This window comes from Sphingomonas leidyi, from assembly GCF_011761945.1.
Classification (GTDB): Bacteria; Pseudomonadota; Alphaproteobacteria; order Sphingomonadales; family Sphingomonadaceae; genus Sphingomonas; species Sphingomonas leidyi.
In genome coordinates, this window is the sequence record NZ_JAASQV010000001.1 from 719,100 (window position 1) to 743,278 (window position 24,179).

Below are 24,179 nucleotides of genomic sequence, written 5' to 3' on the forward strand. Positions count from 1 at the left end.
ATAAAAGCAACGCCGTGACCGGTAGGAGCCGGCCGGCGCCCAAGGAGGGGGATGCACCCGATGAAGAAGCTCGACCTGCTCGCGGCGACTGCGCTCACGCTGTTCCTCGCGACGCCCGCCTTTGCCCAGCAGAAGACGACGACCGCACCCGCCGCGGACGACAGCCAGGAATACACCTCCGCCAACGAGATCGTCGTCACGGCCACCCGCCGCAACGAGACCGTGCAGGACGTGCCGATCGCGATCACCGCCATCGGCGCCGCGGAGCTGCAGAATGCCGGCGTCGACAATATCCGCGACCTCGAGCAGCTCGCGCCGTCGATCCAGAGCTCGACCGGCCAGTCCTCGGCCACCGGCACCACCATCTATCTGCGCGGCATCACCACGGGCGGCGACAATCCGGGCTTCGAGCCGGCGGTCGGCGTGTTCATCGACGGCGTGTTCCGCGCCCGTGCCGGCGTGGCCATCTCCGAGCTGCCCGAGCTGGAGCGCGTCGAAGTGCTGCGCGGCCCGCAGGGCACGCTGTTCGGCCGCAACACCTCGGCCGGCGCGCTCAGCATCTACACTGCGCTGCCGCAGTTCGAGACCCATGGCTATGTCGAGGGCACCTACGGCAACTACAATGCCTATGGCGTCAAGGGCGCGATCACGGGCCCGGTGAGCGAGGGCCTCGCCCTGCGCCTCGACGGCAGCTACCGGAAGCGCGACGGCTATATCAAGGACGCCAATAGCGACCGCCGTTTCAACGACATCGATCGCTGGGCGCTGCGCGGCCAGGCGCTGCTCGACAAGGGCGACGTGACCTTCCGTCTGATCGCCGATTATTACCAGACCGACGAAGTCTGCTGCGCCACCGTCTCGGTGGTGCGTGGCGGCCTTGCCCAGGTGATCAACGGGATCGCGGCGTCGCAGGGCCGGGTCGGCATCTATACCGGCCAGCCCAGCGACCGCATCCAGGCCGCTTCGCCCAATCGCAACTATGGCGAGAAGGTGAAGGACTGGGGCCTTTCGGGCGAGCTCAACTGGGATCTGGGCGGCGCCAAGCTGACTTCGATCACCGCCTATCGCGACTGGCGCGCACTCCGCAGCCAGGACATCGACTTCTCGGGCATCGATCGCGCCTATCGCGATGGCTACAAGACCCGGCTGAAGGACTTCACCCAGGAAGTCCGCCTCCAGGGCTCGGCGTTCGGCGGCGTGCTCGACTGGCTCGTCGGCGGCTTCTACCTGCACGAGCAGAACGACCTGACCGACACGGTGCGCGTCGGCAACGACGCCAATCTGTACGTCGATTCGGTGTTCAATGCGCTTGCCGGCCCGTCCTTCGGCGGCAAGGTGCAGTTCTACGGCTCGCTCGGCCCGGCGGTACCGACGCCGGGCGCCGTGTTCCTCAATCCGGCGGTGCCCAATTCGCTGCCGGCGCTCCAGGCAGTCTATGGCGCCACGCTCGCGCCGCTGGTGGGCTGCTTCCGCGCCCAGGCCGGCACGGCGCCGGGGAGCCTCTGCGTGATTCCGGGCTTCCCCTCCACGCCGATCCCGGGCCTTGCCGCGCTGGCCGCGTCGCCGCTGCCGGGCGCCGTTGCCGGTCAGGGCAACAACAACGACCAGTTCGGCGTGAAGACCGATGCCTTCGCGCTGTTCACGCACAACATCATCAATATCAGCGACAATTTCTCGCTGACCCTCGGCGCGCGCTGGAACCATGAGCGCAAGGCGATGAACGCGTCGATCAACAACAACACCGGCAGCTGCACCTTCTTCAACCAAGTGCGCGCGGGCAATCCCGCGGCGACCGCCTATGCCAACCTGCTCAAGCAGCTCGGTATCTTCAACAACCTGTACCTGCTGAGCTGCAACCCGGCGATCAACACCGAGTTCAACGGCAACTACGCCGACAGCTTCACCGACGACAAGATCACCGGCACCGTGAAGCTCGCCTACAAGCTTTCGAACAAGCTGCTGATCTATGGAAGCTATGATCACGGCTACAAGTCGGGCGGCTATAACCTCGACCAGGCGACCTTCGACTCGGTGCTGCTCGGCGGCAACGGCCCGCAGGGCCGCGACCTGCGCTTCGGCGCGGAGACCAACGACGCATTCGAGATCGGCACCAAGTTCAGCCCGAACCGTGCTTTCTCGCTGAACATCGCTGCCTTCTACATGAACTTCTACAACCTGCAGTCGCTGGTGTTCTCGGGCAACAATTTCGTCGTCCAGAACGTGCCCAAGAGCGTTTCGAAGGGTGTGGAGATCGAATCGACGATCCGGCCGTCCAAGAACCTGACCTTCCAGCTGGGCTACAGCTATATCGACGCCCAATATTCCAAGTCGAACAACTTCACCGGCACGCCGCTGCAGGGCCAGGAGGGCCGCCAGTTCCAGAACCAGCCGAAGCACACGGTGACCGGTTCGGTGACCTGGGAGCCGCAGATCACGAGCGGGCTCAAGGGCCTGATCCATATGGATGCGCGCTACAACAGCGAAGTCGACATCCCCTCGAGCAACCCCGATCCGGTGACCGGCCACACGGCGATCCGCAACGAAGGCTATGGGTTGATCAACGGTTCGATCGGCCTGCAGTCGAACGACGGGAAGATCCGCGGCGAGGTGTTCGTCGAGAACCTGACCAACACCTTCTACTTCATTTCGGGCTTTGCGGTGCCGGAGCAGACCGGCAACTATAACGGCTATCCGGGCTATCCGCGCTTCTATGGCGCGCGGCTGCGCTTCGGCTTCTAGAAGTCAGGCTTCGGCCAGGGATGGGGGCGCTCCGGGAGACCGGGGCGCCCCTTTCGTATGCGGCACCGGGTGGGCGCCTCGAAGCCGCATGCCCCTTCAATGGGTAGCGTGCGGCCTGACCGGGCTGTACGCGCCGCTCTCCTGTCCGAAGATCACCCGAATGTCCTGCGGATCGCCCTTGCGATCGCAATCGAGCACCACGGCCCGTTCGCCGGTCCAGAGAACGCGTCCGACGCAATCCGGCATGGCGGGCATGCGATAGAGCGGAACCGTCCCGGAATAGCCGCCGACCTGGTATTTCTGCACGGTATAGGCGATGGTCTGGAAGAGCGTGAACGCTGCGAGCGCGAGCGTTGCCGCGGCGGTGATTCCCGCGCGCGCAGTCCGGTTCCGTCGAACGCGCAGCGCGGCCTGGCTGAGCAAGCCCACGATCACGACGCCGCCCGTCGAAGCCGCCGCTGCCGCGCCCTGGTCCGCCTGAGCCCGCGACAGACCCCAGATGCCGAGGACGAACACGAAGCCGGCCAGGCCGAGCGCGATGCGCCACAGCCAGCGCAGCCGCCCCTGGAAGCCGCCCACGAACCATGCCGCAAGGAACGCGATGGCGAGGGGAATGGTGAAGAACAGAAGCGACAGGCCCGACATCGCGACATCGGCGAATGTCGCGAGCTGGAGGAAGTTCAAGCCCCAGCGATCGAAGACCGCCTGGTTCGCGAGGATCGACAGCGCGAAGGAAGCGGCTGTCACGACGGAGAAATACTCGGTCAGCCGCTTGCCCAGCCGAATGCCTTCGGGCCTTGCGGGCGCGGTGTCGAGGGCGGATCCCGCTTCGATATCGTCCAGCCGCTTCGCTGGAGGCGCGGCGCGGCGTCGGCGTGCTTGTTCCGTCATGAATCCCCCGAAATAAGTCGAGACCCCTAGCCGGAAGCGCGGGTGCGGGTGAAGCCTTGCATCGGGATCGCCTACCCGCCTCGAAGATGCGCTACCCGGCGTTCCTTGGGCCCCTCACTCCCCGAACAGCGCGTCGATCGGGCTCTTCGGCAGGAACCACAGCACCGCCACCAGCGCCGCGCAGGCGAGCCCCGCCCAGGGAGAGGCGAAAGTGAGGGCAATGCCGCTCGCATAGATGGCGGAGGCCACCGCGCCCTTGCGCAAGGTGCGGTGGTGATAGGCCTGCGCCGCCTCGTCCTGCCGGCCCGTGCGGCGGATCACCGCCTGGAGCCAGACATAGGCAAAGCTCGGCAGCATCATCACGCACATATAGACGAGCGCCGCGTCGTGCGTGAAATGCTGCTCGCCCAGATAGGCGGTGGCGAAGGGCACCAGCGAGAGCGTGAAGAGCAGGGCGATATTGGCCCAGAGCAGATCGTTGGTGATTCGGGTGGCATGGGCGAACATGCGGTGGTGGTTCACCCAGTAGATCGCGACATAGGCATAGCTGAGCACATAGGCGGTGAAGACCGGCCACAATGCCCAGAGACGTTCCAGGCCATGTTCCTCCGGCGCCTTCATCTCGAGCACCATGATCGTGATGATGATCGCGATCACGCCGTCGGAGAACGCCTCCACCCGGTTCACGCCGCCACGGCCCTCGTCGGTATCGCTCATGCTGTGCCCTCATGAAAAAACCCTCTCCCGCATGCGGGAGAGGGTTGGGGGAAGGCAATCCCGGCCCGCGCACCATGCGGCCCGTCATGCCCTCCGGATCCTTGCCCTCCCCGCGGACGGGAAGGGACCAAGATTGCCTTAGTTCTTTTCCTTGTCGACCAGCTTGTTGGCGCCGATCCACGGCATCATCGCCCGCAGCTCGCTGCCGACCTGCTCGATCGGGTGGCGCTTGGCGGCGATGCGGCTGGCCTTGAGCTCGGGCTGGCCGGCGCGGTTGTCGAGCACGAAGTCCTTGACGAAGCGGCCCGACTGGATGTCGGCCAGCACCCGCTTCATCTCCTTCTTGGTCTCTTCGGTGATGATGCGCGGGCCGGTCTTGATGTCGCCATATTCGGCGGTGTTCGAGATCGAGTAGCGCATGTTGGCGATGCCGCCCTCATACATCAGGTCGACGATCAGCTTGAGCTCGTGGAGGCACTCGAAATAGGCCATTTCCGGCGCATAGCCGGCCTCGACCAGCGTCTCGAAGCCGGCCTGGACCAGCGCGGTGGCACCGCCGCAGAGCACCGCCTGCTCGCCGAACAGGTCGGTCTCGCATTCCTCGCGGAAATTGGTCTCGATGATGCCCGAGCGGCCGCCGCCCACGCCCGAGGCATAGGCGAGCGCCAGGTCGTGCGCGTTGCCCGAGGCGTCCTGGTGGATCGCGATCAGGCAGGGCACGCCGCCGCCGCGGACATATTCCGATCGCACGGTGTGGCCCGGCCCCTTGGGCGCGATCATGATCACGTCGATGTCCGCCGGCGCCTCGATCAGGCCGAAATGGATGTTGAGGCCGTGCGCGAAGGCGAGGGCGGCGCCGGGGCGCAGATTGCCCTTGATGTCGTTCTCCCAGATCGCGGCCTGATGCTCGTCGGGCGCGAGGATCATCAGGATGTCGGCCCATTCGGCCGCTTCCTTGTTCGGCAGCACCTTGAAGCCGGCGCCCTCCGCCTTGGCGGCCGAAGCCGAGCCGGGGCGGAGCGCGATGGCAACTTCCTTCACGCCGCTGTCACGCAGGTTCTGCGCATGGGCATGGCCCTGCGAGCCATAGCCGAGGATGGCGATCTTCTTGCCGGAGATCAGGTTCAGATCGGCGTCGCGATCGTAATAGACACGCATTTCTCTTCTCTTCCCTTTGTGATCGTCATCCCCGGCGAAGGCCGGGATCCAGGGCAACAGGCAGAACCGCTCGTGACTCTGGCCCCCGCCTGCGCGGGGTGACGGAATGAAAACCTCAGGCCGCCTCGGCCCCTCTCGCGATCGCGACGATGCCGGTGCGCGCCACCTCGACCAGGCCGAGGTCGCGCATCAGCTCGACGAACTTGTCCAGCTTCTCGGAGCCGCCCGTCACTTCGAAGACGAAGCTCGACGTGGTCGCGTCGACCACCCGGGCGCGGTACACCTCGGCCAGGCGCAGCGCCTCGATCCGGTGCTCGCCGGTGCCTGCCACCTTCACCAGCGCCAGCTCGCGCTCGACATGCGGGCCGAAAGCGGTGAGGTCGGTCACCTTGTGCACCGGCACCAGCCGCTCGAGCTGGGCGATGATCTGCTCCATCACCGGGGCCGAGGCCTCGGTGACGATGGTGATCCGGCTGATCAGGTCGTCGTCGCTGATTTCCGACACGGTGAGCGAGGAGATGTTGTAGCCCCGTGCCGTGAACAGGCCGGCGATCCGGGCGAGGATCCCCGGCTCGTTGTCGACGATGACGGCGAGCGTGTGCCGCTCGACTGCTTCTTCCTTGATGTGCATGGGATCAGACCAGCGCCTTGGCTTCGTCGTCCATTTCGCCCGAGACTTCGGCCGATTGGAGCAGCATTTCGGTATGGGCGGCGCCCGACGGGATCATCGGGAAGCAGTTGGCGAGCTTGGCCACCCTGCAATCCACCAGCACCGGCCCGTCATGCGCGAGCATCTCGGCGATGCCGGCATCGAGCTGGTCGCGCGTCTCGATGCGGACGCCCTTCCAGCCATAAGCCTCCGCGAGCTTCACGAAATCGGGCAGCGCGTCGCTGTAGCTCTCCGAATAGCGCGACTGATAGGTCAGCTGCTGCCACTGGCGGACCATGCCCATATATTCGTTGTTCAGGATGAAGATCTTGACCGGCAGGCGATACTGGGTCGCCGTCGCCAGCTCCTGGATGTTCATCTGGATCGAGGCTTCGCCGGCGATGTCGATCACCAGCGCGTCCGGATGGCCCAACTGGGCGCCGATCGCGGCCGGCAGGCCATAGCCCATCGTCCCCAGGCCGCCCGAAGTCAGCCATTTGTTGGGGTCCTCGAAGTCGAAATGCTGGGCGGCCCACATCTGGTGCTGGCCGACTTCGGTGGTGACGATCGGCGCCCTGTCCTTCGTGGCTTCCCACAACGCCCGGATGGCACGTTGCGGCATGATGACCTTCGGATCGGCCTCCTGGAAATCCAGGCAGTGGGTCTGGCGCCAGCCCAGGATGCGGTTCCACCATTCGGACAGGTCCGGACGGGGGTGCTTCCGGCGTTGATACGCATCGATCATCGCCTGGATCGCCCGGCCGACGTCCGCCACGATGGGCAGGTCGACGCGGACGTTCTTGTTGATGCTCGACCGGTCGATATCGACATGGATCTTCGCGCTGTTCGGCGAAAAGGCATCGAGGCGGCCGGTGACGCGGTCGTCGAAACGGGCACCCAGGGCGATGATCAGATCGGCCTTGTTCATCGCCATATTGGCTTCGTAGGTGCCGTGCATTCCCAGCATTCCCAGCCACTTCTCATCCGAGGCGGGGAAGGCGCCGAGGCCCATCAGCGTCGAGGTGACCGGCGCGCCGGTGATCTCCGCGAGCTGGCGCAGCAGGCGCGCGGCTTCGGGGCCCGAATTGATGATCCCGCCGCCGGTGTAGAAGATCGGGCGCTCGGCCGCAGCCAGCATGTCGACCGCCCTCTCGATCGCCGCCGCATCGGGCTCGACCTGCGGGCGATAGGTCTTGTGCGAGATCGGGGCGTTCTCGCCGCGCCGCGCAGTCGCGACCTGGACGTCCTTGGGGATGTCGATCACCACCGGGCCCGGGCGGCCCGAAGTGGCGATGTAGAAGGCCTCGCGGATCGTCGGCTCGAGCCGGGCGGGGTCCTTCACCAGATAATTATGCTTCGAGCAGTGGCGCGTGATGCCGACTGTGTCCGCTTCCTGGAAGGCATCGGTGCCGATCAGGCCCGTCGGGACCTGGCCGGTGATGACGACCATCGGGATCGAATCCATCAGCGCATCGGTGATGCCGGTGACGGCGTTGGTCGCGCCCGGGCCCGAAGTGACGAGGACGACCCCCGGCTTGCCGGTGGCGCGGGCATAGCCCTCGGCCGCATGGGTCGCCGCCTGTTCGTGGCGGACAAGAATATGTTTGATGCGATCCTGCTTGAAGATGGCATCGTAGATCGGAAGCACCGCGCCGCCGGGATAGCCGAACACGACTTCCACACCGAGATCGCACAGCGTCTCGATCAGGATGTCTGCTCCACTCTTCTCGGTCACATCGGCCTCCGTTGGTTGCAGTGCAAAACGCACCGCCGAAGGGCGCTGCTACCTGCACGAAAACTACGCGTCAAGCCGCATTATAGCAATTTTGTTTCGAATCGCTCAACGAGTCTGTTCGTTTGTGTCTCTCCCGTGCGTTCCCATTCGGGTGGGGGCTGGCGGCGGAACCAGGTGTACTGGCGCTTGGCGTACTGGCGGGTGGCGAGCGAGCCGGCGAAATGCGCCTCGTCCATGTTGCTCTCGCCCTGGAGCGCCAGGCCGATCTCGCGCACCCCGATCGCGCGCAGCACCGGTGCGTCGTCCGGCACGTCGGTGCGGGCGAGCAGCGCCTCGACCTCTCGCTGCGCCACCTGGACCATGTGGCGGAAGCGGCGGTCGATCCGGTCGGCAAGCCAGGTCTTGTCGGGCAGCAGGATCAGCGCGGCGATGCGCACCTCGCCGCCGATGCCGCCGTGACGCTGCGCCTGCCATGCGCCGAGCGACTTGCCGGTGGAGCGGACGACTTCGAGCGCGCGCGACACGCGGGCGGTATCGGCGGGCTTGAGCCGTGCGGCGGTCTCGGGGTCGAGCCGCGACAGCTCGGCATGCGCATCGGCGACGGCCATGGCGCGGACCGCGGCGCGGACTTCCGGATCGATCTCGGGCACCGGCGCGATCCCTTCGATCAGGGTGCGCAGATACATGCCGGTGCCGCCGACCAGGATGGGGAGGCGGCCCGCCGCATGCGCCTCCGCGATCGCGCCGCGCGCCTCGGCCGCCCAGCGCGCGGCGGAATAGGCATCGGCGCCATCGACATGGCCGAACAGGCGGTGCGGCGCGCGCTTCTCCTCCTCGGCGGTGGGGCGGGCGGTGAGCACGCGCAGATCCGCATAGACCTGCATCGAATCCGCGTTGATCACGATGCCGCGATGCTTCTCGGCCAGCGCCAGCGCGAGCGCGGACTTGCCGCTCGCGGTCGGCCCTGCGATGAGCGCCACCAAAGGCAGGTCAGGGGATCCGATGTTCATTGCGACGCTTATAGCAGAGGGTTTGACCGCGGGGCAGCTTTCCGAGGCGGGTGACCGGCTGGCGGCGGTGGGCTGCGCCCCGGGGGCGTCGCGCTGGATCGACGAGGGGCGCGCGGCGGACCTCGAATTCGCCATGCATCCCGATGCCGCGCGCGCCGCGCTGGAAGGCGCGTTCCCCGCTTGCGACGTGGCGGTGCAGCCGATTGCCGGGCGGGAGAAGAAGCTGCTGGTCGCCGACATGGATTCGACGATGATCACCGTGGAGTGTATCGACGAGCTGGCCGACTATGCCGGGATCAAGCCGCAGATCGCCGAAGTGACCGAGCGGGCGATGCGCGGCGAGCTGGATTTCGGCGCGGCGCTCGATGCGCGGGTGGCGCTGCTGATGGGGCTGTCCGAAGGGGCGATCGAGCAATGCCTGGCGGAGCGGGTGAAGCTGATGCCGGGCGCGAAGGCGCTGGTGCGGACGATGCGCGCACGCGGCGCGACTTGCGTGCTGGTCTCGGGCGGGTTCACGCGTTTCGCCGAGCCGGTGGGGGCGGAGATCGGCTTTCACCGGGTGATCGCCAATCGGCTGGGGATCGCGGACGGCGCGCTGGACGGCACGGTCGAGCGGCCGATCGTCGACAGCAACACCAAGCTGGAGACGCTGGTGGCGGTGCGCGGCGAGTTGGGGCTGGCCGCGGCGGAGACGCTGGCGGTGGGCGACGGCGCCAACGACCTGGCGATGATCCGCGAGGCCGGGCTGGGCGTGGCCTATCACGCCAAGCCGATCGTCGCGGCGGCGGCGGGGGTGCGGATCGACCATGGCGACCTGACCGCGCTGCTCTATACCCAGGGGATCGCGGCGAAGGATTGGGTTCGAGGCTGAGGCTCCCGCGCCAGAAGGCACGGGAGCCGGGCAGGATCAGCCGTTCTTGGCCGATACGTACAGGAACTGCGGATCGGCCTGGGCGAGCGGGCCGCCGGCATCGATATAGGTATAGAAGCGCGCATTCGCTTCGGTCTGGCTGCCGAGCGTGATCGAGCCCGGATGGCCGGAGCTATTGGTGTTGAGCGATGCCGAAAGCGCATAGTCGTCGCTGCGGAACGGCTTGTCCCAGTTGACCAGATAGTCGCCCACGCCGACGCGGATCACCGAGGCGCCCTGGCCGCCGTCGATCACCACCTGGGTGCCGTCCCAATGGAACTTCACCCAGGGCTCGGCATGTGCGCCGTCATAGAGCGTGAAGGCCGGGCCGAACGAAGCCTTGGACGTTTCCACCGGCGGCGTGGCCGGATCATCGTCATGGTCGGTGAACTGCGGTTCGGCTTCGTATCCGGTCATGATGTTCCTCCGCCCATTGTCCACCATCTGCGCGGCGAGCGACGCATAGGCGAAATAGGGAAGCGCGATCCGGTTGTTGTGCGAGCTGGTGCCGAGATAGAGGAGATAGTCGAGCTGGGGCACGTTGCCCGTCCAGTCCTGGCCCTCGATATAGCCATCGGCCAGTTGATTGTTGTAGCCCTCGACGCGGAGCAGGAAGCTGGAATTGGCGTTGCCGGCCTGCTTGACTACGGCCTGCAGGGTGTTGCCGCGCCATGCATTGCCGGTGGCATAGGGGCTCTCCTGGACGAGGATGTGGTGGCCCGCCTGAAGGTCGCAAGTGTCGATGGTCGTCGCATGCGCCGCGGAGAGCGGGCAGAGATCGCCATCATCCTGCGTGATGAGCTTGTACGCCCCCCAGACCGCGCAGTTGCGGATCGTGTTCACTTCCCCGCCGGCATAGGGCTTCAGCTTGTCCGGCCCGGGCAGCGTGACGCCGCTGCTGATATTGCCGATCACCATGCCGTAACCCTGGACGTCATATGCGTAATTGGGCGTCTTGGGCTTGGTCAGAACACCGTTTTCGGGCGCGAGATTGCCGACATGCACGCGCTCGACGATCGAGCGGGTGATGTTGCGCAGATCGATGCCGATCTGGATCTGCGTGGTGGTGATGCCGTTGTCCGGATGGGTCAGGACGACGCCGAAGTCGCGCAGCACCACATCGGTGACATAGGCGTTCGTGCTGTTCGGGTTGAAGGACCGGCGGATGATCGAGCCGCCGCCATAGCCGGCGAGCTGGGCGATGGAGCCGCCGCCGGGCAAGGCCTGCAGGATGGTGGCGCCGCGGCCCTCGCCGACGATCTGACTGCCCGTCCGCAGCACCAGGCCGACCGATGGATCGATCCGATAGATGCCGGCGGGAATGAAGATCCGGTGGTGATCGTTCAGCGCCGCCTGGATCGCGGCAGTGTCGTCGGTCACCCCGTCGCCCATGGCGGAATAGGGGGCATCCTTCACATTGACTGTCATGAATCTGGTCCTCGTTGCTCGACGGGTCATGTCGTCGAACAAAGCAAGAACATGTGGATTTCCTACATTGCAAGCGCTGGTCGGCTAGACCCCCAGCCAGCGAAAGGCGCGCGCGACCACTGCATGCGCGTCATGCGCGATCGGGGGTCCGTGCGCGATCACCAGCCGTTCCGCCGGCCACGCCAATACGCGCCGCATCGCGGCCCGGGCGGCGGGGCGATCGGAAAAGGCGTAGCGAAACTTGCGCGGGACCCGCGGCTCGGGCGCAGTCATCCCGTCGAGCCGGGCGACGATCGCGCGCCAGCCGGTGAACCAGCTCGGGGGGAGGTGCTGGATCAGGTCGGTGAACAGCAGCGTGCGGCTTGGGCGGTGGAAGAAGGCCAGCTCGGTCGCGATCCGGTTGCCCGGGATCTCGACCTGGTCGATCTGGCCGTCCCAGGCGAAGCCGGGGCTGTCCGCCAGGTCGCGGCCGAAGCGCAGATCGGGGTGTCGGGCGGCCAGGCCGGGCGGGGCGTGCAGAGTCGCTTGCGGAAAGGCATGCTGCCATTCGCCCAGGAAGCGATCGTGCAGCGTGTTGGGCGCGACGAGATGGCGGACCTCGCCCAGCGCCGCGACTGCGCCGCGCAGGCCATCGGAAAGTCCGATCGGCGACCAGAGGAAGAGTGCGCCGCCCGGCAGCCGCATCACCGCCATCCGCGTCGGGTAGCGAAAGCCGGCGACCGCCACGACCGGGCCGTCCGCCAGCCAGATATCCTCGCCAAAGGGATGCAGCGTGCCTTCCGTCACCACGGGTCCCTTCCGGTTTGAATGGCTCAGCGCACGCCCTTGCCGAAGGTGAAGCTGAGGCCCAGGCCGCCGGAAAGCTGGTCGCGGCTGCCGATCGGCCCGCGCGAAAGGGGCGAGTCGGCGCCGTCGCCCACCAGGCGATCATAGCGGGCATAGCTGTACAGGCCCCAGCGGCGCGAGAATTGCCAGGTCGCGGTCGAGCTGATGCCGAGCGCCTGCACCGCGCTGCCATCGGCCCGATAGACCGGCAGGCCGGTGCGGGCGGCGACGGCGGGTGTGACTTCGAAATAGGCGCGGCGATATTTCGCATCGGACAGCGTGATGCGCGGCCCGATCGAGACCAGCCATTTGTCGCCGTCGCGCGCGACATAGTCGAGCCCGACGCCGCCGATCAGGCCCTTATGGCCGTTGATCCCCTTGCGCAGCTCGGTGTGGAGGCGCAGCGACTTGGCGAGCCAATATTGCGCATAGCCGCCCAGCTCGATCGTGGTGCCGACCTCGTCGACCGGGGCGCCGGCTTCGCTGCGGCGCCGCGAGCCTTGGAAATTGGCGGCGGGGCCGATCTCGAACCCGCCGCCCTCGAATGCAGCGAAGCCGAAGCTGTCGTCCGCTGCGACGAAGGGAAAGGGCGCGTCGCCGCGCGCGATGGCAACGTCGACCATCGGGGTGAGCTGCAGCTTGTCCGCCCCGGGATAATTGGGGGTGAGCTGGGGGCCGAGCGAGACGCGGTAACGGCGCGGCGGCTTGGGCTCGTCATCCTGCGCATGCGCGGGCAGGGCGATGGCGAGCAGGGGCGCGAGCGCGAGGAAACGGATCATCATGCTCGAACGCCCCTACACGCATCTCTGTTGCAGGCGCGATATGACTATTGGCTCACCGGCACGCAAGGGCTCACGCCGCGGCAGGCGCTCGCCGCCTCGCCGCGGTTGGCAAAGGGGCCGACCAGCACCTTGGTGAGGGTGCCAGCCTTCACATAGTAAACCTGCCGGCCCGGGAAACGCGCGCCGACCTGGCCCCAGAGCTTGCGGGCATTGCCGGGGTCGCCGAACGCGCCGAGCTGGAGGCGCCAGCCGCCGTCGCGCATCGCCGCGGGAGGCGGCGCTGCCGTGGCGACCTTGACCGGGACGGGCGGCGGGGTGGCGCTGCCGGTGCGCGGCGGAGTGCGGACGGGCGTGGTGCGCGGCGGCGCCGTGCCCGCGACTTCTGCCGGGGGCGATGCCTTGCCGGGCAGGGGCGCGCGGTTCGCCTCTTCCTCATATTTGCGCGCCAGGCTCAGGCCCGCCTGGCGGTCCTGCACCGTCATGTACTTGTCCATCTGCGCAAGCGCGCTCGAGGCTTCGGCCAGGCCGGACTGCGAGGCGCGCGTGACCAGCGCATAGGCGCGTACCCAGTCCTTCTGGACCGCGTCGCCGTTGAAATACATCGTGCCCAGGACGTACTGCGCACGCGGATCGCCGCGGCCGGCGGCGCGCTGGAGCCAGGGGGCGGCCTTGTCACGCTTGCCGTTGGCGAAGAGGGCAAGGCCGTAGCTCGCCTCGGCCTGCTCATGGCCCTGCGCGGCTGCCTTGCCGTACCAGAGCTCGGCCTGGTTCAGATCGGCGGTGACGCCGCGGCCGAGCTTATAGGCCTGGCCGAGGTTGAACTGCGCATCGGCATCGCCCTTCATCGCCGGGCTGCGCCAGCGATCGACCGCGCCCTTATAGTCGCCGCGCTCCCATGCCTCGACCCCGGCCTTGACCGGATTCTCCTGCGCGAGCGCAAGCGGGGCGGCGAGCGCCATCCCGGCAACAGCGATCAACCCGAGAAGCTTCATGCGACCTTCGACTCCCGCCCCGGCAAGATTGGATAAATGCCAGTTAACCATCGTTTGTGAAAGAAATCCTTACCCGGCCGCACGTACGGAGAATCCCGGGGCGGAACGCCGTTAACGCATTCTTAGACGCCGGCATGGCATCCCCACCCTCGGGTAACTGGTATTTCGAGGGGGTTCATGCGCGTTCTCGCGATGGCATCGCAGAAGGGCGGATCCGGCAAGACGACCTTGTCGGGCCATCTCGCCGTGCAGGCGGAACGGGCCGGGTGCGGCCCGGTCGTGCTGATCGACATCGATCCGCAGGGCTCGCTCGCCGATTGGTGGAACGAGCGCGAGACGGATCTTCCGGCCTTTGCGCAGACCACGGTTGCGCGGCTGGCCTCGGACCTCGAGATCCTGCGCCAGCAGGGCTTCAAGCTCGCGGTGATCGACACGCCGCCGGCCATCACCATGGCGATCCAGAGCGTGATCGCGGTGGCCGAGCTGATCGTGATCCCGACGCGCCCGTCGCCGCACGACCTGCGTGCCGTGGGCGCCACGGTCGATCTGTGCGACCGCGCGGGCAAGCCGCTGATCTTCGTCGTCAACGCCGCCACGCCCAAGGCCCGGATCACCAGCGAGGCCGCGGTGGCGCTGTCGCAGCATGGCACCGTCGCGCCGATCACGCTGCATCACCGCACCGATTTCGCCGCCTCGATGATCGACGGGCGCACCGTGATGGAAGTCGATCCGAACGGCCGCTCGGCCGGTGAGGTCGCCGCGCTGTGGACCTATATCAACGACCGGCTGGAGAAGAATTTCCGCCGTACCGTCTTCGCTGCGCCGACCGCGGTCAATCAATTCGGCGTGCCGCGCCCGGCTGGCGGCTTCGGCCGCAGGGTGGTGAGCTGATGTTCGGCACTCCCAAGCCCACTGCCTCGCTCTCCTCGAGCCTGCTCGCCCGCAAGGGCCAGGCACGCCCGGCGATGCGCCCGCAGGGTTTCGTCGGCCTCAATCCGGCGACCGCCCAGGAGGATCTCGGCTGGAACGATATGGGTGACGATCACGCCCATGCGCACCATGCTCAGCAATTCGCGCCCGAGCCGGCGCCGATGCCGGCACCCAAGCCGCAGGTACTGCGCCAGATCGAGCAGCTCGACGAACGGTTCAGTGCGCCCGAGCCGGTTGCCGCTCCGCCGGTACCGGCGCCCGTGGCCGCGACCGCGCCGTCGTCCGCTCCGGTCGCGCCGCGCGCCGCGCTGGCTCCGGCTGCCGCCGAACGGCTCGCCCGCGAAGTGGCGCGGAAATCCAAGGCGGCGTTCACGCTCCGTCTCGACAATGACCGGCATCTGCGCCTGCGCCTCGCATCGGCGGTCACCAATCGTTCGGCGCAACAGCTCGTGACCGAGGCGCTCGACGCCTTTCTCGAATCGCTGACCGAGGTCGAGACGCTCGCGCGTCAGGTCGACCCGGCCGGGAACCGTTGAAGGAACGGATGATGAAGACCCGTAGCAAGCTCGTGATCGGCCTCTCGGCGCTCGCGGCCGGCGGCACGCTGGCAGCCGGCATCGCGACCCAGGGCTTCGTGCTCTCGGCCTTCGCGACCGACGCGCCCAATGCGAAGAAGGCGGCGCAGGAAGCCGGCCAGGCGCGCAAGGCGATCGCCCGGCGCAAGGCCGGCGACGCGGTTGCGCACGCCGAGGCGGCGGTGGCCAATGATCCGCAGAATGCCGAGTATCGCGCGCTGCTGGGCCAGGCCTATCTGCTCTCCGGCCGCTTCGCCTCTGCGAACCAGGCGCTGGGCGACGCCCTGACGCTCAACCCCGGCGACGGCCGGGTGGCGCTCAACCTCGTTCTCGCCAAGATCGCGGGCGGCGACTGGCCGGGCGCGCGTGCGATGCTGCAGGCGCATGAAGGTACGATCCCCGCCGCCGATCGCGGCCTTGCCTTCGCGCTGGCCGGCGATCCGGTGAAGGCGGTCGAGATACTGGAGCCCGCCGCCCGGGCCGAGGACGCCACTGCCAAGACCCGCCAGAATCTAGCGCTCGCGCTGGCGCTCTCGGGCCGTTGGGCCGAAGCCAAGCAAGTCGCCGCGGTCGACGTGGCGCCCGACCAGATCGGTGCGCGCATGATGCAATGGGTGAACTTCGCCCGCCCGACCAACGCCTATGACCAGGTTGCGTCGTTGCTCGGCGTGACGCCGGTGCAGGACGCCGGCCAGCCGGTCCGCCTCGCGCTCGCCCAGCAGAACGTGATGCTCGCCGCCGCCGCGACTCAGCCGGTGCAGACCGTGCCGGCGCAGGACGCGGTCGACAGCTACATGCCGGGCGTTCCGGCCAATGCCCAGGCAGTCGCAGTCGAGACCGGCGGCGCCGCCGCGGCCGCTTCCGTAACCGCGACGGCCGCGGTCGAGGTCGCGCCGGTCGCCGGCACCAATGGCGGCGTCGTATTCGGCCCGCGCGAGGAAGTGGTGCAGGCGGTTCCCGCCGCCGCGGTCCGCGCGCCCGTCGCCATCGCATCGCCGAGTGCGCGCGCACCGGCGATCGAGAAGGTCGCGTCGGCCAGGCCGTCGCGCGGCAATTTCTTCGTCCAGCTCGGCGCCTATGCGAACCCGGCGGTAGCCCGCGACGCGTGGAGCCGCTTCGGGGCCCGGGTGCCGGCGCTTTCGGGCCAGACGCCCTATGGCGCCAAGGTCTCGACCCGGGCCGGCAGCTTCTATCGCCTGTCGGTGGGCGGCTATGGCCGCGGCGACGCCGAGGCGCTGTGCCGCCAGGTGAAGGCGAGTGGCCAGACCTGCTTCGTGCGCGCCGGCGCGGGCGACGCGCTGGCGGCCTGGGCCAAGTCGGGCACGCGCCTGGCTTCGCGCTGAACGAGTTTCCCTCTCCCATCGGGAAAAGAGAGGCCGGGGCGGCAACGCCTCGGCCTTTTTCTCGCGCTTGACGAACGGATAACCTGATGGTTATGAGAAATGCATAGCCGAATGGTTATGTATTTTACGGAGAGGCAGTCATGATCCGCCAGATTCATCGTTGGACCGGAATCGTCTTCAGCATCGCTGCGATCGTGAACATCGTCGCGGTGATCATGGGGAGCAATGCGATGTGGCTCGGGCTGGTCGCGGTGATCCCGCTGCTGGTGCTGCTGCCGACGGGGCTCTACATGTTCGCCCGGCCCTATCTCGCGAGGAACGCATGAGCGAAGACAAGACCGCCGCCGAGCAGATCGACGCCCGCATCGCCGCCCTGGACGACTGGCGCGGCGCGACATTGGCACGGGTGCGGGCAATCATCCGCGAAGCCGATCCCGAGGTGGAAGAGGCGTGGAAGTGGCGCGGCGTGCCGGTGTGGGAACATGCCGGCATTCTCTGCACCGGCGAGACCTACAAGGCAGCGGTGAAGCTGACCTTCGCCAAGGGCGCGGCCCTGGCGGATCCCGGGGGGCTGTTCAATGCGAGCCTGGACGGGAATGTCCGCCGCGCGATCGACATCCATGAGGGCGAGACGATCGATGCGGAGGCGCTCAAGGCGCTGATCCGCGAGGCGGTGGCGGCGAACCTGGCCAGGCCGGCGAGGGGGTGACGGTCCAGGAGCGGGGCTCCGGCGCCTCTATTCGATCTCCCGCCCGCCCTTGAAGACGCGGCGGACCTTGCCCTGCACCGGCAGTCCGTCGAACGGCGTGTTGCCGGCGCGCGCCTTCATCTGCGTGGCGTCGATTGCCCAGGGTGCTTCGGGATCGAACAGGATGAAGTCGGCCGGCTTGCCGGCGTCCAGCGTGCCGACGTCCAGGCCGAGGATGCGTGCCGGGTTGGCGGCGAGCAGCTCGAAGAGGCGTTCCAGCGTAAGCACTTCGTCGCGGACCAGGCCGAGCGACAGGGCGAGCAGCGTCTCGGCACCCGACATGCCTTCTTCGGCATCGGCGAAGGGAAGGCGCTTGCCCTCGGGCCCGCGCGGATCATGGCCCGAGGCGATCACGTCGATCGTGCCGTCGGCGAGCGCGGCGCGAACCGCCTGACGGTCGCCATCGCCGCGCAGCGGCGGCGAGAGGCGGGCATAGGTGCGATAGTCGCTGACGTCGATGTCCGAGAGCAGCCAGTGCGCCGGAGTGACGCCGCAGGTGACCTTCACGCCGCGGCGCTTGGCCTGGCGGACCAGGTCGAGCCCGGCGGCGGTGGTGACCTGGCGGAAATGGATGCGGGCGCCGGTGTCTTCGGCGAGCATCGTGTCGCGCGCGATCGCCAGTGCCTCGGCAATAGCGGGGGCGGCGGCAAGGCCCAGGAGCGTGGCGGTGAGGCCTTCGGTCGCGACCGCGTCGCCCGCGAGCCCGCCATCCTCGGCATGGGCGATGACGGCAAGGCCGCAATCGCGGGCATAGGCGAGCACCTTGCGCATCACGCCCGCGTCCGCGATCCAGCGGCGGCCGGTGGCGACGGCCCTGGCGCCCGCCGACGCGTTGATCGCCATCTCGGCCAGGTCGGCACCCTGGAGGCCGCGCGTGGCAGCGGCGAGCGGATGGACCCACAGGTCAGGCTTCCCCATCAGCGCGGCGCGGCGGATGATGCCGGGATCGTCGAGGATCGGCGACTGATCGGGCATCAGCCCGACTCGAGTGATGCCGCCGGCCCGGCAGGCGGCGCGGTCCACGGCGAACACGCCCAGGTCGACGATGCCGGGGGCGAGGGTGAGGCCCTTGCCGTCGATGGTCTCGGCGCCGGCAGTTTCGGTGGCGACGGTTTCGCCGTCAAAGGCGAAGCTGGCGCCGCCGCCAAGGACTTTGACGTTCTCGAACACCCGGCTCATGCCCAGCCCTCCACGCCGCGCTCGGCTCTGGTGAGGACGTCCAGACAGGCCATGCGGACGGCCACGCCCATCTCCACCTGCTCGGTGATCGCGCTGCGCTCCGGATGGTCGGCGATCGCGCTGTCGATCTCTACGCCGCGGTTCATCGGGCCCGGATGCATTACCAGCGCATCGGGCCTGGCCAGGGCGAGCCGCTCGGGCGTGAGGCCATAGCGGGCATGGAACTCGCGGGTGGAGGGGATGAAGCCGCCGGCCATCCGCTCGTTCTGGACGCGGAGCATCATCACGACATCGGCGCCTTCCAGCGCGGCGTCGAAATCGACGAAGGGCGTGACGTAGAGTCCTTCGATCGCCGGGGGCATCAGCGTGGAGGGTGCGACCACGCGGACCTCCGCGCCCAATGCGGTCAGCGCCAACATGTTCGAGCGGGCGACACGGCTGTGGAGCAGGTCGCCGCAGATCACCACGCGCTGGCCGGCGACCGCGCCGCGGCGGCGGCGGATGGTGAGCGCGTCGAGCAGCGCCTGGGTCGGGTGCTCGTGCCAGCCGTCGCCGGCGTTGAGCACCGGGCAATCGACCTTGTCGGCGATCAGCTGCACCGCGCCCGAGGCCATGTGGCGGATCACGATCACATCGGCGCGCATCGCGTTGAGCGTGACGGCGGTGTCGATCAGGGTCTCGCCCTTCTTCACCGAGCTTTGCGCTGCGTGCATGTTGACCACGTCTGCCCCCAGGCGCTTGCCGGCGATCTCGAAGGAGAGGAGCGTGCGAGTGGAATTCTCGAAGAAGGCGTTGATCTGGGTGATGCCCTCGAGCCGCCGGTCGCTGCGCGCGCGGGTGCGGTTCGCTTCGATCCACTGCTCGGCCTCGTCGAGCAGGAACATGATCTCATGGGGCTGGAGGCCCGCAATCCCGGTGAGGTGCCGGTGCGGGAAGACGGCGCGGCCCTTTATCTGGGCTGCGGGGCGATGATCGGAGGCTTGCATTAAAGCCGTCGCCTAGACCCGCCGGGCCGGCGAGGCAAGCCGCGAGGCGGCGGAGTCTCGCATCTGCCGCAAATGCCGGATAGGAAGTCCGCCGCGTTGCGTTTCGGGGGGAGCGTTCGTGCAGGGCTGGTGGGCTGTCTTTGTTGGTTGGATGACGCGCGATCCCGCGTGGCTGGCGGCGTTCCAGGCCGGGGCGTTCTTCTTCGTGCTGGGGCTGGTGCTCGTTCTCGTGCTGCTGCCCTGGTGGCTGGCGCGGGTCGAGCGGGCGCGCTGGCGGCCGCTGCGGCGGATGCTGGCGCTGGCCGCGTTGCAGGCGCATCGCGATTGCGGGGAGAATGTCGTGGCGCTGTCCCGCCAGTTCTTCCGCGAGAATGCCGGGGCGCCGCTCGATCGGCTGATCCGCGCGCGGCGGGCGATCGAACGGCAGCAATCGGACGGCGCGCGTTTCGCCCGGATGGTGTCGGTCTATGCGCCGGCAGTGGACGCGCGCCACGCCGCGCTGCTCGCCGATACCGCGGCGCTGGCCGAACTGGCCGAGCATACGCTCGCGGGGCTGACCCGGCTCTATCTCGGCCAGGCGACGGTGCGCGTGGGCGCCAATGCCGTGCATGGCGACGATCAGCTCGGCTATGCGTCCGCGCAGCTCGTCTCGCTGTCCTATATTGCCGAGATGGAGGCGCTGGCGGACGGCTTTGCCGATGCGGCGGCGGAGCATCGCGGGCGGATGGAAGGCGCGCTCGGGCGCAAGGCGCGCAAGGCGGCCCGCGCGGATCTCGACCGGATCGGCGCGGACGTGGCGATGCTGGGCGCGGACGTGCGCCGGTTCTGCGGCAGGCTGCAGGCGGCGGACGCCGGGGATTCGACTTACAAGACGCGGGAACGCGGCGAGCGCGGTGCGCGCACGCTGGACGGGCTGATCGCGCGGTTCGACCGGGGCTGAGTCGCCCTCCCCTCCGGAGAGGGGAAGCCGGTCAGGCGTTCACCAGCGCGTCGATCGCCGCCTGGAGGATATGGGCGGCGGCCATGTTGTCGATCATTTCCGCACGACGGGCGCGGCTGAAATCCTGCTCGATCAGCGTACGCTCCACTGCGACGGTGGACCAGCGCTCGTCCCAGAGCAGGATGGGGAAGCCCAGATCGGCCATGTTGCGGGCAAAGGCGCGGGTGGACTGGGTGCGGGGGCTGTCGGTGCCGTCGAGGTTGAGGGGCAGGCCGATGACGATGCCCTTCACCTGCTGCACGGCGATCAGCGCCTGGAGCGCGGTCTTGTCCTTGGAGAATTTCGTGCGGCGGACCAGCTCCGCCGGGCTCGCGAAGCTCCAGCCGGCATCGCAGAGGGCGGTGCCGATCGTCTTGGTGCCGACGTCGAGGCCGATCAGGCGGCCGCCGGCGGGGAGGGTGGCGCGAAAGTCGGCGGGGGCGGTGGTGATCATCGGGCCGTTCTAACCAGAATCGTCATTCCCGCGAAGGCAGGGATGACGGGACAGGGGACTTTAGAACGGCCAGAGCTTGCGCCGGGCCTTCAATCGCCGCTCGGCATCGGCGCGGACGTTCGCCCAGAACAGGCTGTAGTCGAACACGTGATAATTGTTGCCCGGCAGCACATAGGGACCCAGTTCGGGCGGGCTGTTGCCGATCATCAGGAAGCCGCGCCCGTCGCAGCGCGCGGGAACGAGGTTCTTCTGGAGCACGGCGCTGCTCAGGTCCCTGCTCGGCAGCAGGCCGCCCAGATTGGCCTCCATTGGCGCGCCGTCGTTGGGCTTGCCGGTGAGCGGATTGGTGCAGACCATCGGCGTGCCCTTGCGCGGCTGGCCGGTGAAGCCGTTCGTCTGGTCGAAGGTATCCAGGATCAGCGAGGGATCGGCGGGTTCGGCGAAGCTCTGCCAGGAGAGGATGCAGCCGGTCTCGTCCGGGCCGGAACATGCGGGCAGGCCCATCTTCGGCAGGTCGGCGGTGATCGAGACCGGCCAGCCGACCACATAGGCGGCGACGATTCGTTTCGCCAGCGGCTTGCCCGCGACGCGGTCGACGAGCAGGCGGCTGAGGTGGAGCGCGCCCTGGCTGTGGCCGGCGAGGATGATCGGGCGGTTGCCGGCTTCCTTGAGGAACTGGTCGAACGCCGCGAGCACGTCGCGATAGGCGAAGTCGAGCGCCTGCTGCGCCTGCGCCTTGCTGGTGAGGAAGGCGCCGAAGGTCGCCTGGCGGTATCGCGGCGCCCAGACCAGGCCCGAGGAATTGAAGGCGCTCGCCTGGCCGCGCAGGAACAGTTCGGCCCGGGCATTGGCGGCGACGTCGTTCAGCGGGGCGTTCCACTGCGTGCGATCGAGGAACGAAGTCGGGTGGACGAAGAATACCGCGGCGGGCGGGTTCTCCGCCGGCTGGAAGCCGTCCGGAGTCCATAGCGCCGGATTGCCGGGCTTGTCCGGCCGGGCGAGCCAGAGATCGGCCCTGCCATAGTCGCCGGGCGCGGAGAGCCGCGCCACTTCCGCGCTGGGCACCAATGCCTGGCGGAGCAGCTCGATGCCCCAGAATCGATAGGCGAAGTTGGCAGCCAGTGCGAGCACGATGAGTCCTACTACGAGATAGAGAAACTTCCGGGCCAAGCCCATCTCCATTGTGCAATGCAGCATAGAGCCGATTTGTTGCAATCGCATTCCCGTGGGGCACGATTGCCGGGGATGCAACCTTGCATGCGCGATGCAGCCATTCTGCACCGGAAATCCACTTTACCGCCTCGGCCGGATGCGGGAGCATCGTCGGCGAGGGGAGAGGGGTATGGACGAGATCGAGACGCGGGCGGAGTTCGGGGAGGCGGCGGCGCCGGAAGGCTGGGCGGCGCGGCCCTTGCTGCTGGCCGGGCTGGGGCTGGCGACCGGCGTCGCCGCGCACCTGATCCTGGGCGGCAGCCTGAACTACCGCATGGAATGGAGCGCGCTGCAGGCGGCGGCGCTGATCGGCGTGACGCTGTTCGCGGCGATGATCGGCTTCACGATCGAGCGGCGGCTGTGGTGGACCTCGATCGCGTTCGGGGCGGTGATCGGCGTGGCGGCGGGTTTCGTCACCTGGTGGAACGGCGCGCCGGGCGGGTGGAGCGCGAGCGAGGGCTGGCGCACGATGAGCCTGTTGCTCGCCGTGGCCGTCGCCGCGCCGCTGTTCCAGGCCGCGCGCGATGAAGGTGCGCCACGCACCCCCTATGCCGCGGTCCATGACTATGCCTGGCAGAATGTGGTGCTGTGGTTCGCCTGCTGGCTGTTCGTGGCGATCGTGTGGGTCATGGCCTGGCTCCTCGCCAGCCTGTTCCAGCTCATCAAGATCGAGCTGCTCCACGAACTGCTGATGAAGAACTGGTTCGTCCGCGCGCTGATCGGCCTGGCGTTCGGAGCGGCGCTGGGGCTGCTGCGCGAGCATGACGCCGTGGTGCGGCTGCTCCAGCGCGTCGTCGCCACGGTGCTCGCGGTGCTGGCGCCGGTGCTCGCGATCGGGCTGGGGCTGTTCCTGCTCGCGTTACCCTTTACCGGCCTCCAGGCGCTGTGGGACGCGACTTCGGCGACCACGCCGCTGCTGCTGAGTTGCGCGGTGGGGGCGCTGATCCTCGCCAATGCGGTGATCGGCAACCGGCCGGAGGAGGAACGGCGCAACCGGCTGCTCCGCTATGGTGCGATGCTGCTGGCGATGGTGATCCTGCCGCTCGCGGTGTTGGCGGCGGTGGCGACGGGACTTCGTGTCGGCCAATATGGCTATACGCCCGAGCGGCTCTGGGCGATCGTGTTCGTGGGGATCGCGATCCTCTATGGCGCGGCCTATCTGGGCTCGCTGGTGCTGGGGCGGCTGGCCTGGACCGTGCGCGTCCGGCCGGCGAACCTGGCGCTTGCCTTCCTGCTCTGCGGCCTGGGGTTGCTGCTTGCCACGCCGCTGATCAACTTCAACCGGATATCGACCGACGACCAGGTCGGGCGGCTCGAATCGGGCAGGATCTCGGCGGCGAAGTTCGACTGGCGGGCGCTGGCGTTCGACTTCGGCAAGCCCGGGCGCGATGCGCTGGAACGGCTGCGCAGGTCGAAGAATGCCGGGATCCGGGGCAAGGCGGCGGAAGCCGCCAAGGCGGAGAGCCGCTGGGATCTCGAAATGGGCGATGTGAAGAGCTCGCCGCGTTCGGGCCCGAAATCCGCAGTGCTCGACAATGCCCGCGTCCTGCCGGAGGGGGCGAGCGTGCCCCGGGGGCTGATCGATCTGCTCGCCGACAAATATCAATGCCGCCAAGGCAATCTGTGCACGATACTCGTCGCGAACCCGGCCGAGGCCGTGGTGTTCGCCGACAGTTGCTATGCGGGAATGCTGGACAAGGACGGCAAGGCCCGGAGAATCGTCACCTATTGCGGCGGCGGCGATCGTTTCGTGCTCGCGGACGGCGCGTGGAAGGATGCCGCCGATCGCTTCGTGCCGAGCGCGGAGCAGCGCGCGCAGATCGCGGCCGGCTATCCGGCGGGGAGAGTCGAGATTCGCCCCGTCGAGCGGCGCCAGGTCTTTGTCGGCGGCGTGCCCGTGGGCGAGCCCTTCGAATAAGCGGCGCTTGAAGGCGGGA

Annotated in this window: 23 protein-coding genes; 9 read left to right on the plus strand and 14 right to left on the minus strand. The window is 68.1% G+C overall.

The features are described 5' to 3' along the window. The first annotated feature begins 60 nt into the window (after positions 1-60). Positions 61-2,739 (plus strand): TonB-dependent receptor domain-containing protein, encoded by a 2,679-nt coding sequence (locus tag FHR20_RS03595; RefSeq protein WP_167298251.1) that lies wholly within the window; start codon positions 61-63, stop codon positions 2,737-2,739. Between the two features lie 96 nt (positions 2,740-2,835). Here FHR20_RS03595 and FHR20_RS03600 read toward each other — a convergent pair whose 3' ends face one another. The 6 genes from FHR20_RS03600 to miaA form a co-directional block, all read right to left on the minus strand. Next, positions 2,836-3,630, minus strand: coding sequence for a hypothetical protein (locus FHR20_RS03600; protein WP_167298252.1), 795 nt, complete (start codon positions 3,628-3,630; stop codon positions 2,836-2,838). 114 nt (positions 3,631-3,744) lie between these two features. After that, a complete protein-coding gene (locus FHR20_RS03605; RefSeq protein WP_167298253.1) occupies positions 3,745-4,347 on the minus strand; it encodes a TMEM175 family protein in 603 nt (200 codons plus the stop codon). A 138-nt stretch (positions 4,348-4,485) separates the two neighbouring features. Continuing rightward, positions 4,486-5,505, minus strand: a complete 1,020-nt coding sequence (gene ilvC, locus FHR20_RS03610) for a ketol-acid reductoisomerase (RefSeq protein ID WP_167298254.1) — start codon at positions 5,503-5,505, stop codon at positions 4,486-4,488. Positions 5,506-5,620: 115 nt separating this feature from the next. Next, positions 5,621-6,136: an acetolactate synthase small subunit gene (gene ilvN, locus FHR20_RS03615; RefSeq protein WP_086128979.1), complete on the minus strand. Its 516-nt coding sequence runs from the start codon at positions 6,134-6,136 to the stop codon at positions 5,621-5,623. A gap of 4 nt (positions 6,137-6,140) precedes the next feature. After that, on the minus strand, positions 6,141-7,889 hold the full coding sequence (locus FHR20_RS03620; protein WP_167298255.1) for an acetolactate synthase 3 large subunit: 1,749 nt from the start codon (positions 7,887-7,889) through the stop codon (positions 6,141-6,143). Positions 7,890-7,969: 80 nt separating this feature from the next. Beyond that, positions 7,970-8,899 carry a tRNA (adenosine(37)-N6)-dimethylallyltransferase MiaA gene (gene miaA / locus FHR20_RS03625; protein ID WP_167298256.1) on the minus strand — a complete coding sequence of 310 codons (930 nt, stop codon included), beginning with the start codon at positions 8,897-8,899 and terminating at the stop codon, positions 7,970-7,972. On the opposite strand from miaA, the gene serB reads away from it, so the two are divergent. Next, on the plus strand, positions 8,892-9,770 hold the full coding sequence (gene serB, locus FHR20_RS03630) for a phosphoserine phosphatase SerB (RefSeq protein ID WP_167298257.1): 879 nt from the start codon (positions 8,892-8,894) through the stop codon (positions 9,768-9,770). The genes miaA and serB overlap by 8 nt on opposite strands. Before the next feature lie 36 nt (positions 9,771-9,806). On the opposite strand, the gene FHR20_RS03635 is transcribed toward serB, so the two are convergent. From FHR20_RS03635 to FHR20_RS03650, 4 genes are all read right to left on the minus strand, one after another. After that, on the minus strand, positions 9,807-11,237 hold the full coding sequence (locus FHR20_RS03635) for a glycosyl hydrolase family 28-related protein (protein WP_208413385.1): 1,431 nt from the start codon (positions 11,235-11,237) through the stop codon (positions 9,807-9,809). Between the two features lie 84 nt (positions 11,238-11,321). Beyond that, entirely contained in the window at positions 11,322-12,023 is a 702-nt protein-coding gene (locus tag FHR20_RS03640; protein ID WP_208413386.1) for a DUF4336 domain-containing protein, read from the minus strand. A gap of 26 nt (positions 12,024-12,049) precedes the next feature. After that, the gene (locus FHR20_RS03645) at positions 12,050-12,844 is read right to left on the minus strand and encodes a MipA/OmpV family protein (RefSeq protein WP_167298259.1); all 795 of its coding nucleotides are present in this window, start codon (positions 12,842-12,844) and stop codon (positions 12,050-12,052) included. A 44-nt stretch (positions 12,845-12,888) separates the two neighbouring features. Next, positions 12,889-13,836, minus strand: a complete 948-nt coding sequence (locus FHR20_RS03650; RefSeq protein WP_167298260.1) for an SPOR domain-containing protein — start codon at positions 13,834-13,836, stop codon at positions 12,889-12,891. 177 nt (positions 13,837-14,013) lie between these two features. Here FHR20_RS03650 and FHR20_RS03655 point away from each other — a divergent pair, with 177 nt between their 5' ends. The 5 genes from FHR20_RS03655 (at position 14,014) to FHR20_RS03675 (ending at position 17,393) form a co-directional block, all read left to right on the plus strand. After that, positions 14,014-14,727: a ParA family protein gene (locus tag FHR20_RS03655; protein WP_167298261.1), complete on the plus strand. Its 714-nt coding sequence runs from the start codon at positions 14,014-14,016 to the stop codon at positions 14,725-14,727. Next, positions 14,727-15,302 carry a hypothetical protein gene (locus FHR20_RS03660; RefSeq protein WP_167298262.1) on the plus strand — a complete coding sequence of 192 codons (576 nt, stop codon included), beginning with the start codon at positions 14,727-14,729 and terminating at the stop codon, positions 15,300-15,302. The genes FHR20_RS03655 and FHR20_RS03660 overlap by 1 nt, the downstream gene beginning before the upstream one ends. A gap of 11 nt (positions 15,303-15,313) precedes the next feature. Beyond that, the gene (locus FHR20_RS03665; protein ID WP_167298263.1) at positions 15,314-16,684 is read left to right on the plus strand and encodes an SPOR domain-containing protein; all 1,371 of its coding nucleotides are present in this window, start codon (positions 15,314-15,316) and stop codon (positions 16,682-16,684) included. A 140-nt stretch (positions 16,685-16,824) separates the two neighbouring features. Beyond that, on the plus strand, positions 16,825-17,010 hold the full coding sequence (locus FHR20_RS03670; RefSeq protein WP_167298264.1) for a hypothetical protein: 186 nt from the start codon (positions 16,825-16,827) through the stop codon (positions 17,008-17,010). Next, positions 17,007-17,393, plus strand: coding sequence for a DUF1801 domain-containing protein (locus FHR20_RS03675; RefSeq protein ID WP_167298265.1), 387 nt, complete (start codon positions 17,007-17,009; stop codon positions 17,391-17,393). The genes FHR20_RS03670 and FHR20_RS03675 overlap by 4 nt, the downstream gene beginning before the upstream one ends. 27 nt (positions 17,394-17,420) lie before the next feature. On the opposite strand, the gene FHR20_RS03680 is transcribed toward FHR20_RS03675, so the two are convergent. After that, positions 17,421-18,611, minus strand: a complete 1,191-nt coding sequence (locus tag FHR20_RS03680) for a dihydroorotase (RefSeq protein ID WP_167298266.1) — start codon at positions 18,609-18,611, stop codon at positions 17,421-17,423. Further along, a complete protein-coding gene (locus FHR20_RS03685; RefSeq protein ID WP_167298267.1) occupies positions 18,608-19,597 on the minus strand; it encodes an aspartate carbamoyltransferase catalytic subunit in 990 nt (329 codons plus the stop codon). The genes FHR20_RS03680 and FHR20_RS03685 overlap by 4 nt, the downstream gene beginning before the upstream one ends. 151 nt (positions 19,598-19,748) lie before the next feature. On the opposite strand from FHR20_RS03685, the gene FHR20_RS03690 reads away from it, so the two are divergent. Further along, entirely contained in the window at positions 19,749-20,537 is a 789-nt protein-coding gene (locus FHR20_RS03690) for a hypothetical protein (protein WP_167298268.1), read from the plus strand. Between the two features lie 31 nt (positions 20,538-20,568). On the opposite strand, the gene ruvX is transcribed toward FHR20_RS03690, so the two are convergent. Continuing rightward, positions 20,569-21,030 (minus strand): Holliday junction resolvase RuvX, encoded by a 462-nt coding sequence (ruvX, locus tag FHR20_RS03695; RefSeq protein ID WP_167298269.1) that lies wholly within the window; start codon positions 21,028-21,030, stop codon positions 20,569-20,571. Between the two features lie 60 nt (positions 21,031-21,090). Next, on the minus strand, positions 21,091-22,200 hold the full coding sequence (locus FHR20_RS03700; protein ID WP_167298270.1) for a DUF3089 domain-containing protein: 1,110 nt from the start codon (positions 22,198-22,200) through the stop codon (positions 21,091-21,093). A 172-nt stretch (positions 22,201-22,372) separates the two neighbouring features. Here FHR20_RS03700 and FHR20_RS03705 point away from each other — a divergent pair, with 172 nt between their 5' ends. Beyond that, on the plus strand, positions 22,373-24,160 hold the full coding sequence (locus tag FHR20_RS03705) for a DUF4153 domain-containing protein (protein WP_167298271.1): 1,788 nt from the start codon (positions 22,373-22,375) through the stop codon (positions 24,158-24,160). Positions 24,161-24,179: the final 19 nt, after the last annotated feature.

What these genes read in the sequence shown, in the direction of transcription:
- FHR20_RS03595 (WP_167298251.1), top strand. Translation starts at nt 61, where the DNA reads ATGAAGAAGCTCGACCTGCTCGCGGCGACTGCGCTCACGCTGTTCCTC.
- FHR20_RS03600 (WP_167298252.1), bottom strand. Translation starts at nt 3,630, where the DNA reads ATGACGGAACAAGCACGCCGACGCCGCGCCGCGCCTCCAGCGAAGCGG.
- FHR20_RS03605 (WP_167298253.1), bottom strand. Translation starts at nt 4,347, where the DNA reads ATGAGCGATACCGACGAGGGCCGTGGCGGCGTGAACCGGGTGGAGGCG.
- ilvC (WP_167298254.1), bottom strand. Translation starts at nt 5,505, where the DNA reads ATGCGTGTCTATTACGATCGCGACGCCGATCTGAACCTGATCTCCGGC.
- ilvN (WP_086128979.1), bottom strand. Translation starts at nt 6,136, where the DNA reads ATGCACATCAAGGAAGAAGCAGTCGAGCGGCACACGCTCGCCGTCATC.
- serB (WP_167298257.1), top strand. Translation starts at nt 8,892, where the DNA reads ATGTTCATTGCGACGCTTATAGCAGAGGGTTTGACCGCGGGGCAGCTT.
- miaA (WP_167298256.1), bottom strand. Translation starts at nt 8,899, where the DNA reads ATGAACATCGGATCCCCTGACCTGCCTTTGGTGGCGCTCATCGCAGGG.
- FHR20_RS03635 (WP_208413385.1), bottom strand. Translation starts at nt 11,237, where the DNA reads ATGACAGTCAATGTGAAGGATGCCCCCTATTCCGCCATGGGCGACGGG.
- FHR20_RS03645 (WP_167298259.1), bottom strand. Translation starts at nt 12,844, where the DNA reads ATGATGATCCGTTTCCTCGCGCTCGCGCCCCTGCTCGCCATCGCCCTG.
- FHR20_RS03650 (WP_167298260.1), bottom strand. Translation starts at nt 13,836, where the DNA reads ATGAAGCTTCTCGGGTTGATCGCTGTTGCCGGGATGGCGCTCGCCGCC.
- FHR20_RS03655 (WP_167298261.1), top strand. Translation starts at nt 14,014, where the DNA reads ATGCGCGTTCTCGCGATGGCATCGCAGAAGGGCGGATCCGGCAAGACG.
- FHR20_RS03660 (WP_167298262.1), top strand. Translation starts at nt 14,727, where the DNA reads ATGTTCGGCACTCCCAAGCCCACTGCCTCGCTCTCCTCGAGCCTGCTC.
- FHR20_RS03665 (WP_167298263.1), top strand. Translation starts at nt 15,314, where the DNA reads ATGAAGACCCGTAGCAAGCTCGTGATCGGCCTCTCGGCGCTCGCGGCC.
- FHR20_RS03670 (WP_167298264.1), top strand. Translation starts at nt 16,825, where the DNA reads ATGATCCGCCAGATTCATCGTTGGACCGGAATCGTCTTCAGCATCGCT.
- FHR20_RS03675 (WP_167298265.1), top strand. Translation starts at nt 17,007, where the DNA reads ATGAGCGAAGACAAGACCGCCGCCGAGCAGATCGACGCCCGCATCGCC.
- FHR20_RS03680 (WP_167298266.1), bottom strand. Translation starts at nt 18,611, where the DNA reads ATGAGCCGGGTGTTCGAGAACGTCAAAGTCCTTGGCGGCGGCGCCAGC.
- FHR20_RS03685 (WP_167298267.1), bottom strand. Translation starts at nt 19,597, where the DNA reads ATGCAAGCCTCCGATCATCGCCCCGCAGCCCAGATAAAGGGCCGCGCC.
- FHR20_RS03690 (WP_167298268.1), top strand. Translation starts at nt 19,749, where the DNA reads ATGACGCGCGATCCCGCGTGGCTGGCGGCGTTCCAGGCCGGGGCGTTC.
- ruvX (WP_167298269.1), bottom strand. Translation starts at nt 21,030, where the DNA reads ATGATCACCACCGCCCCCGCCGACTTTCGCGCCACCCTCCCCGCCGGC.
- FHR20_RS03705 (WP_167298271.1), top strand. Translation starts at nt 22,373, where the DNA reads ATGGACGAGATCGAGACGCGGGCGGAGTTCGGGGAGGCGGCGGCGCCG.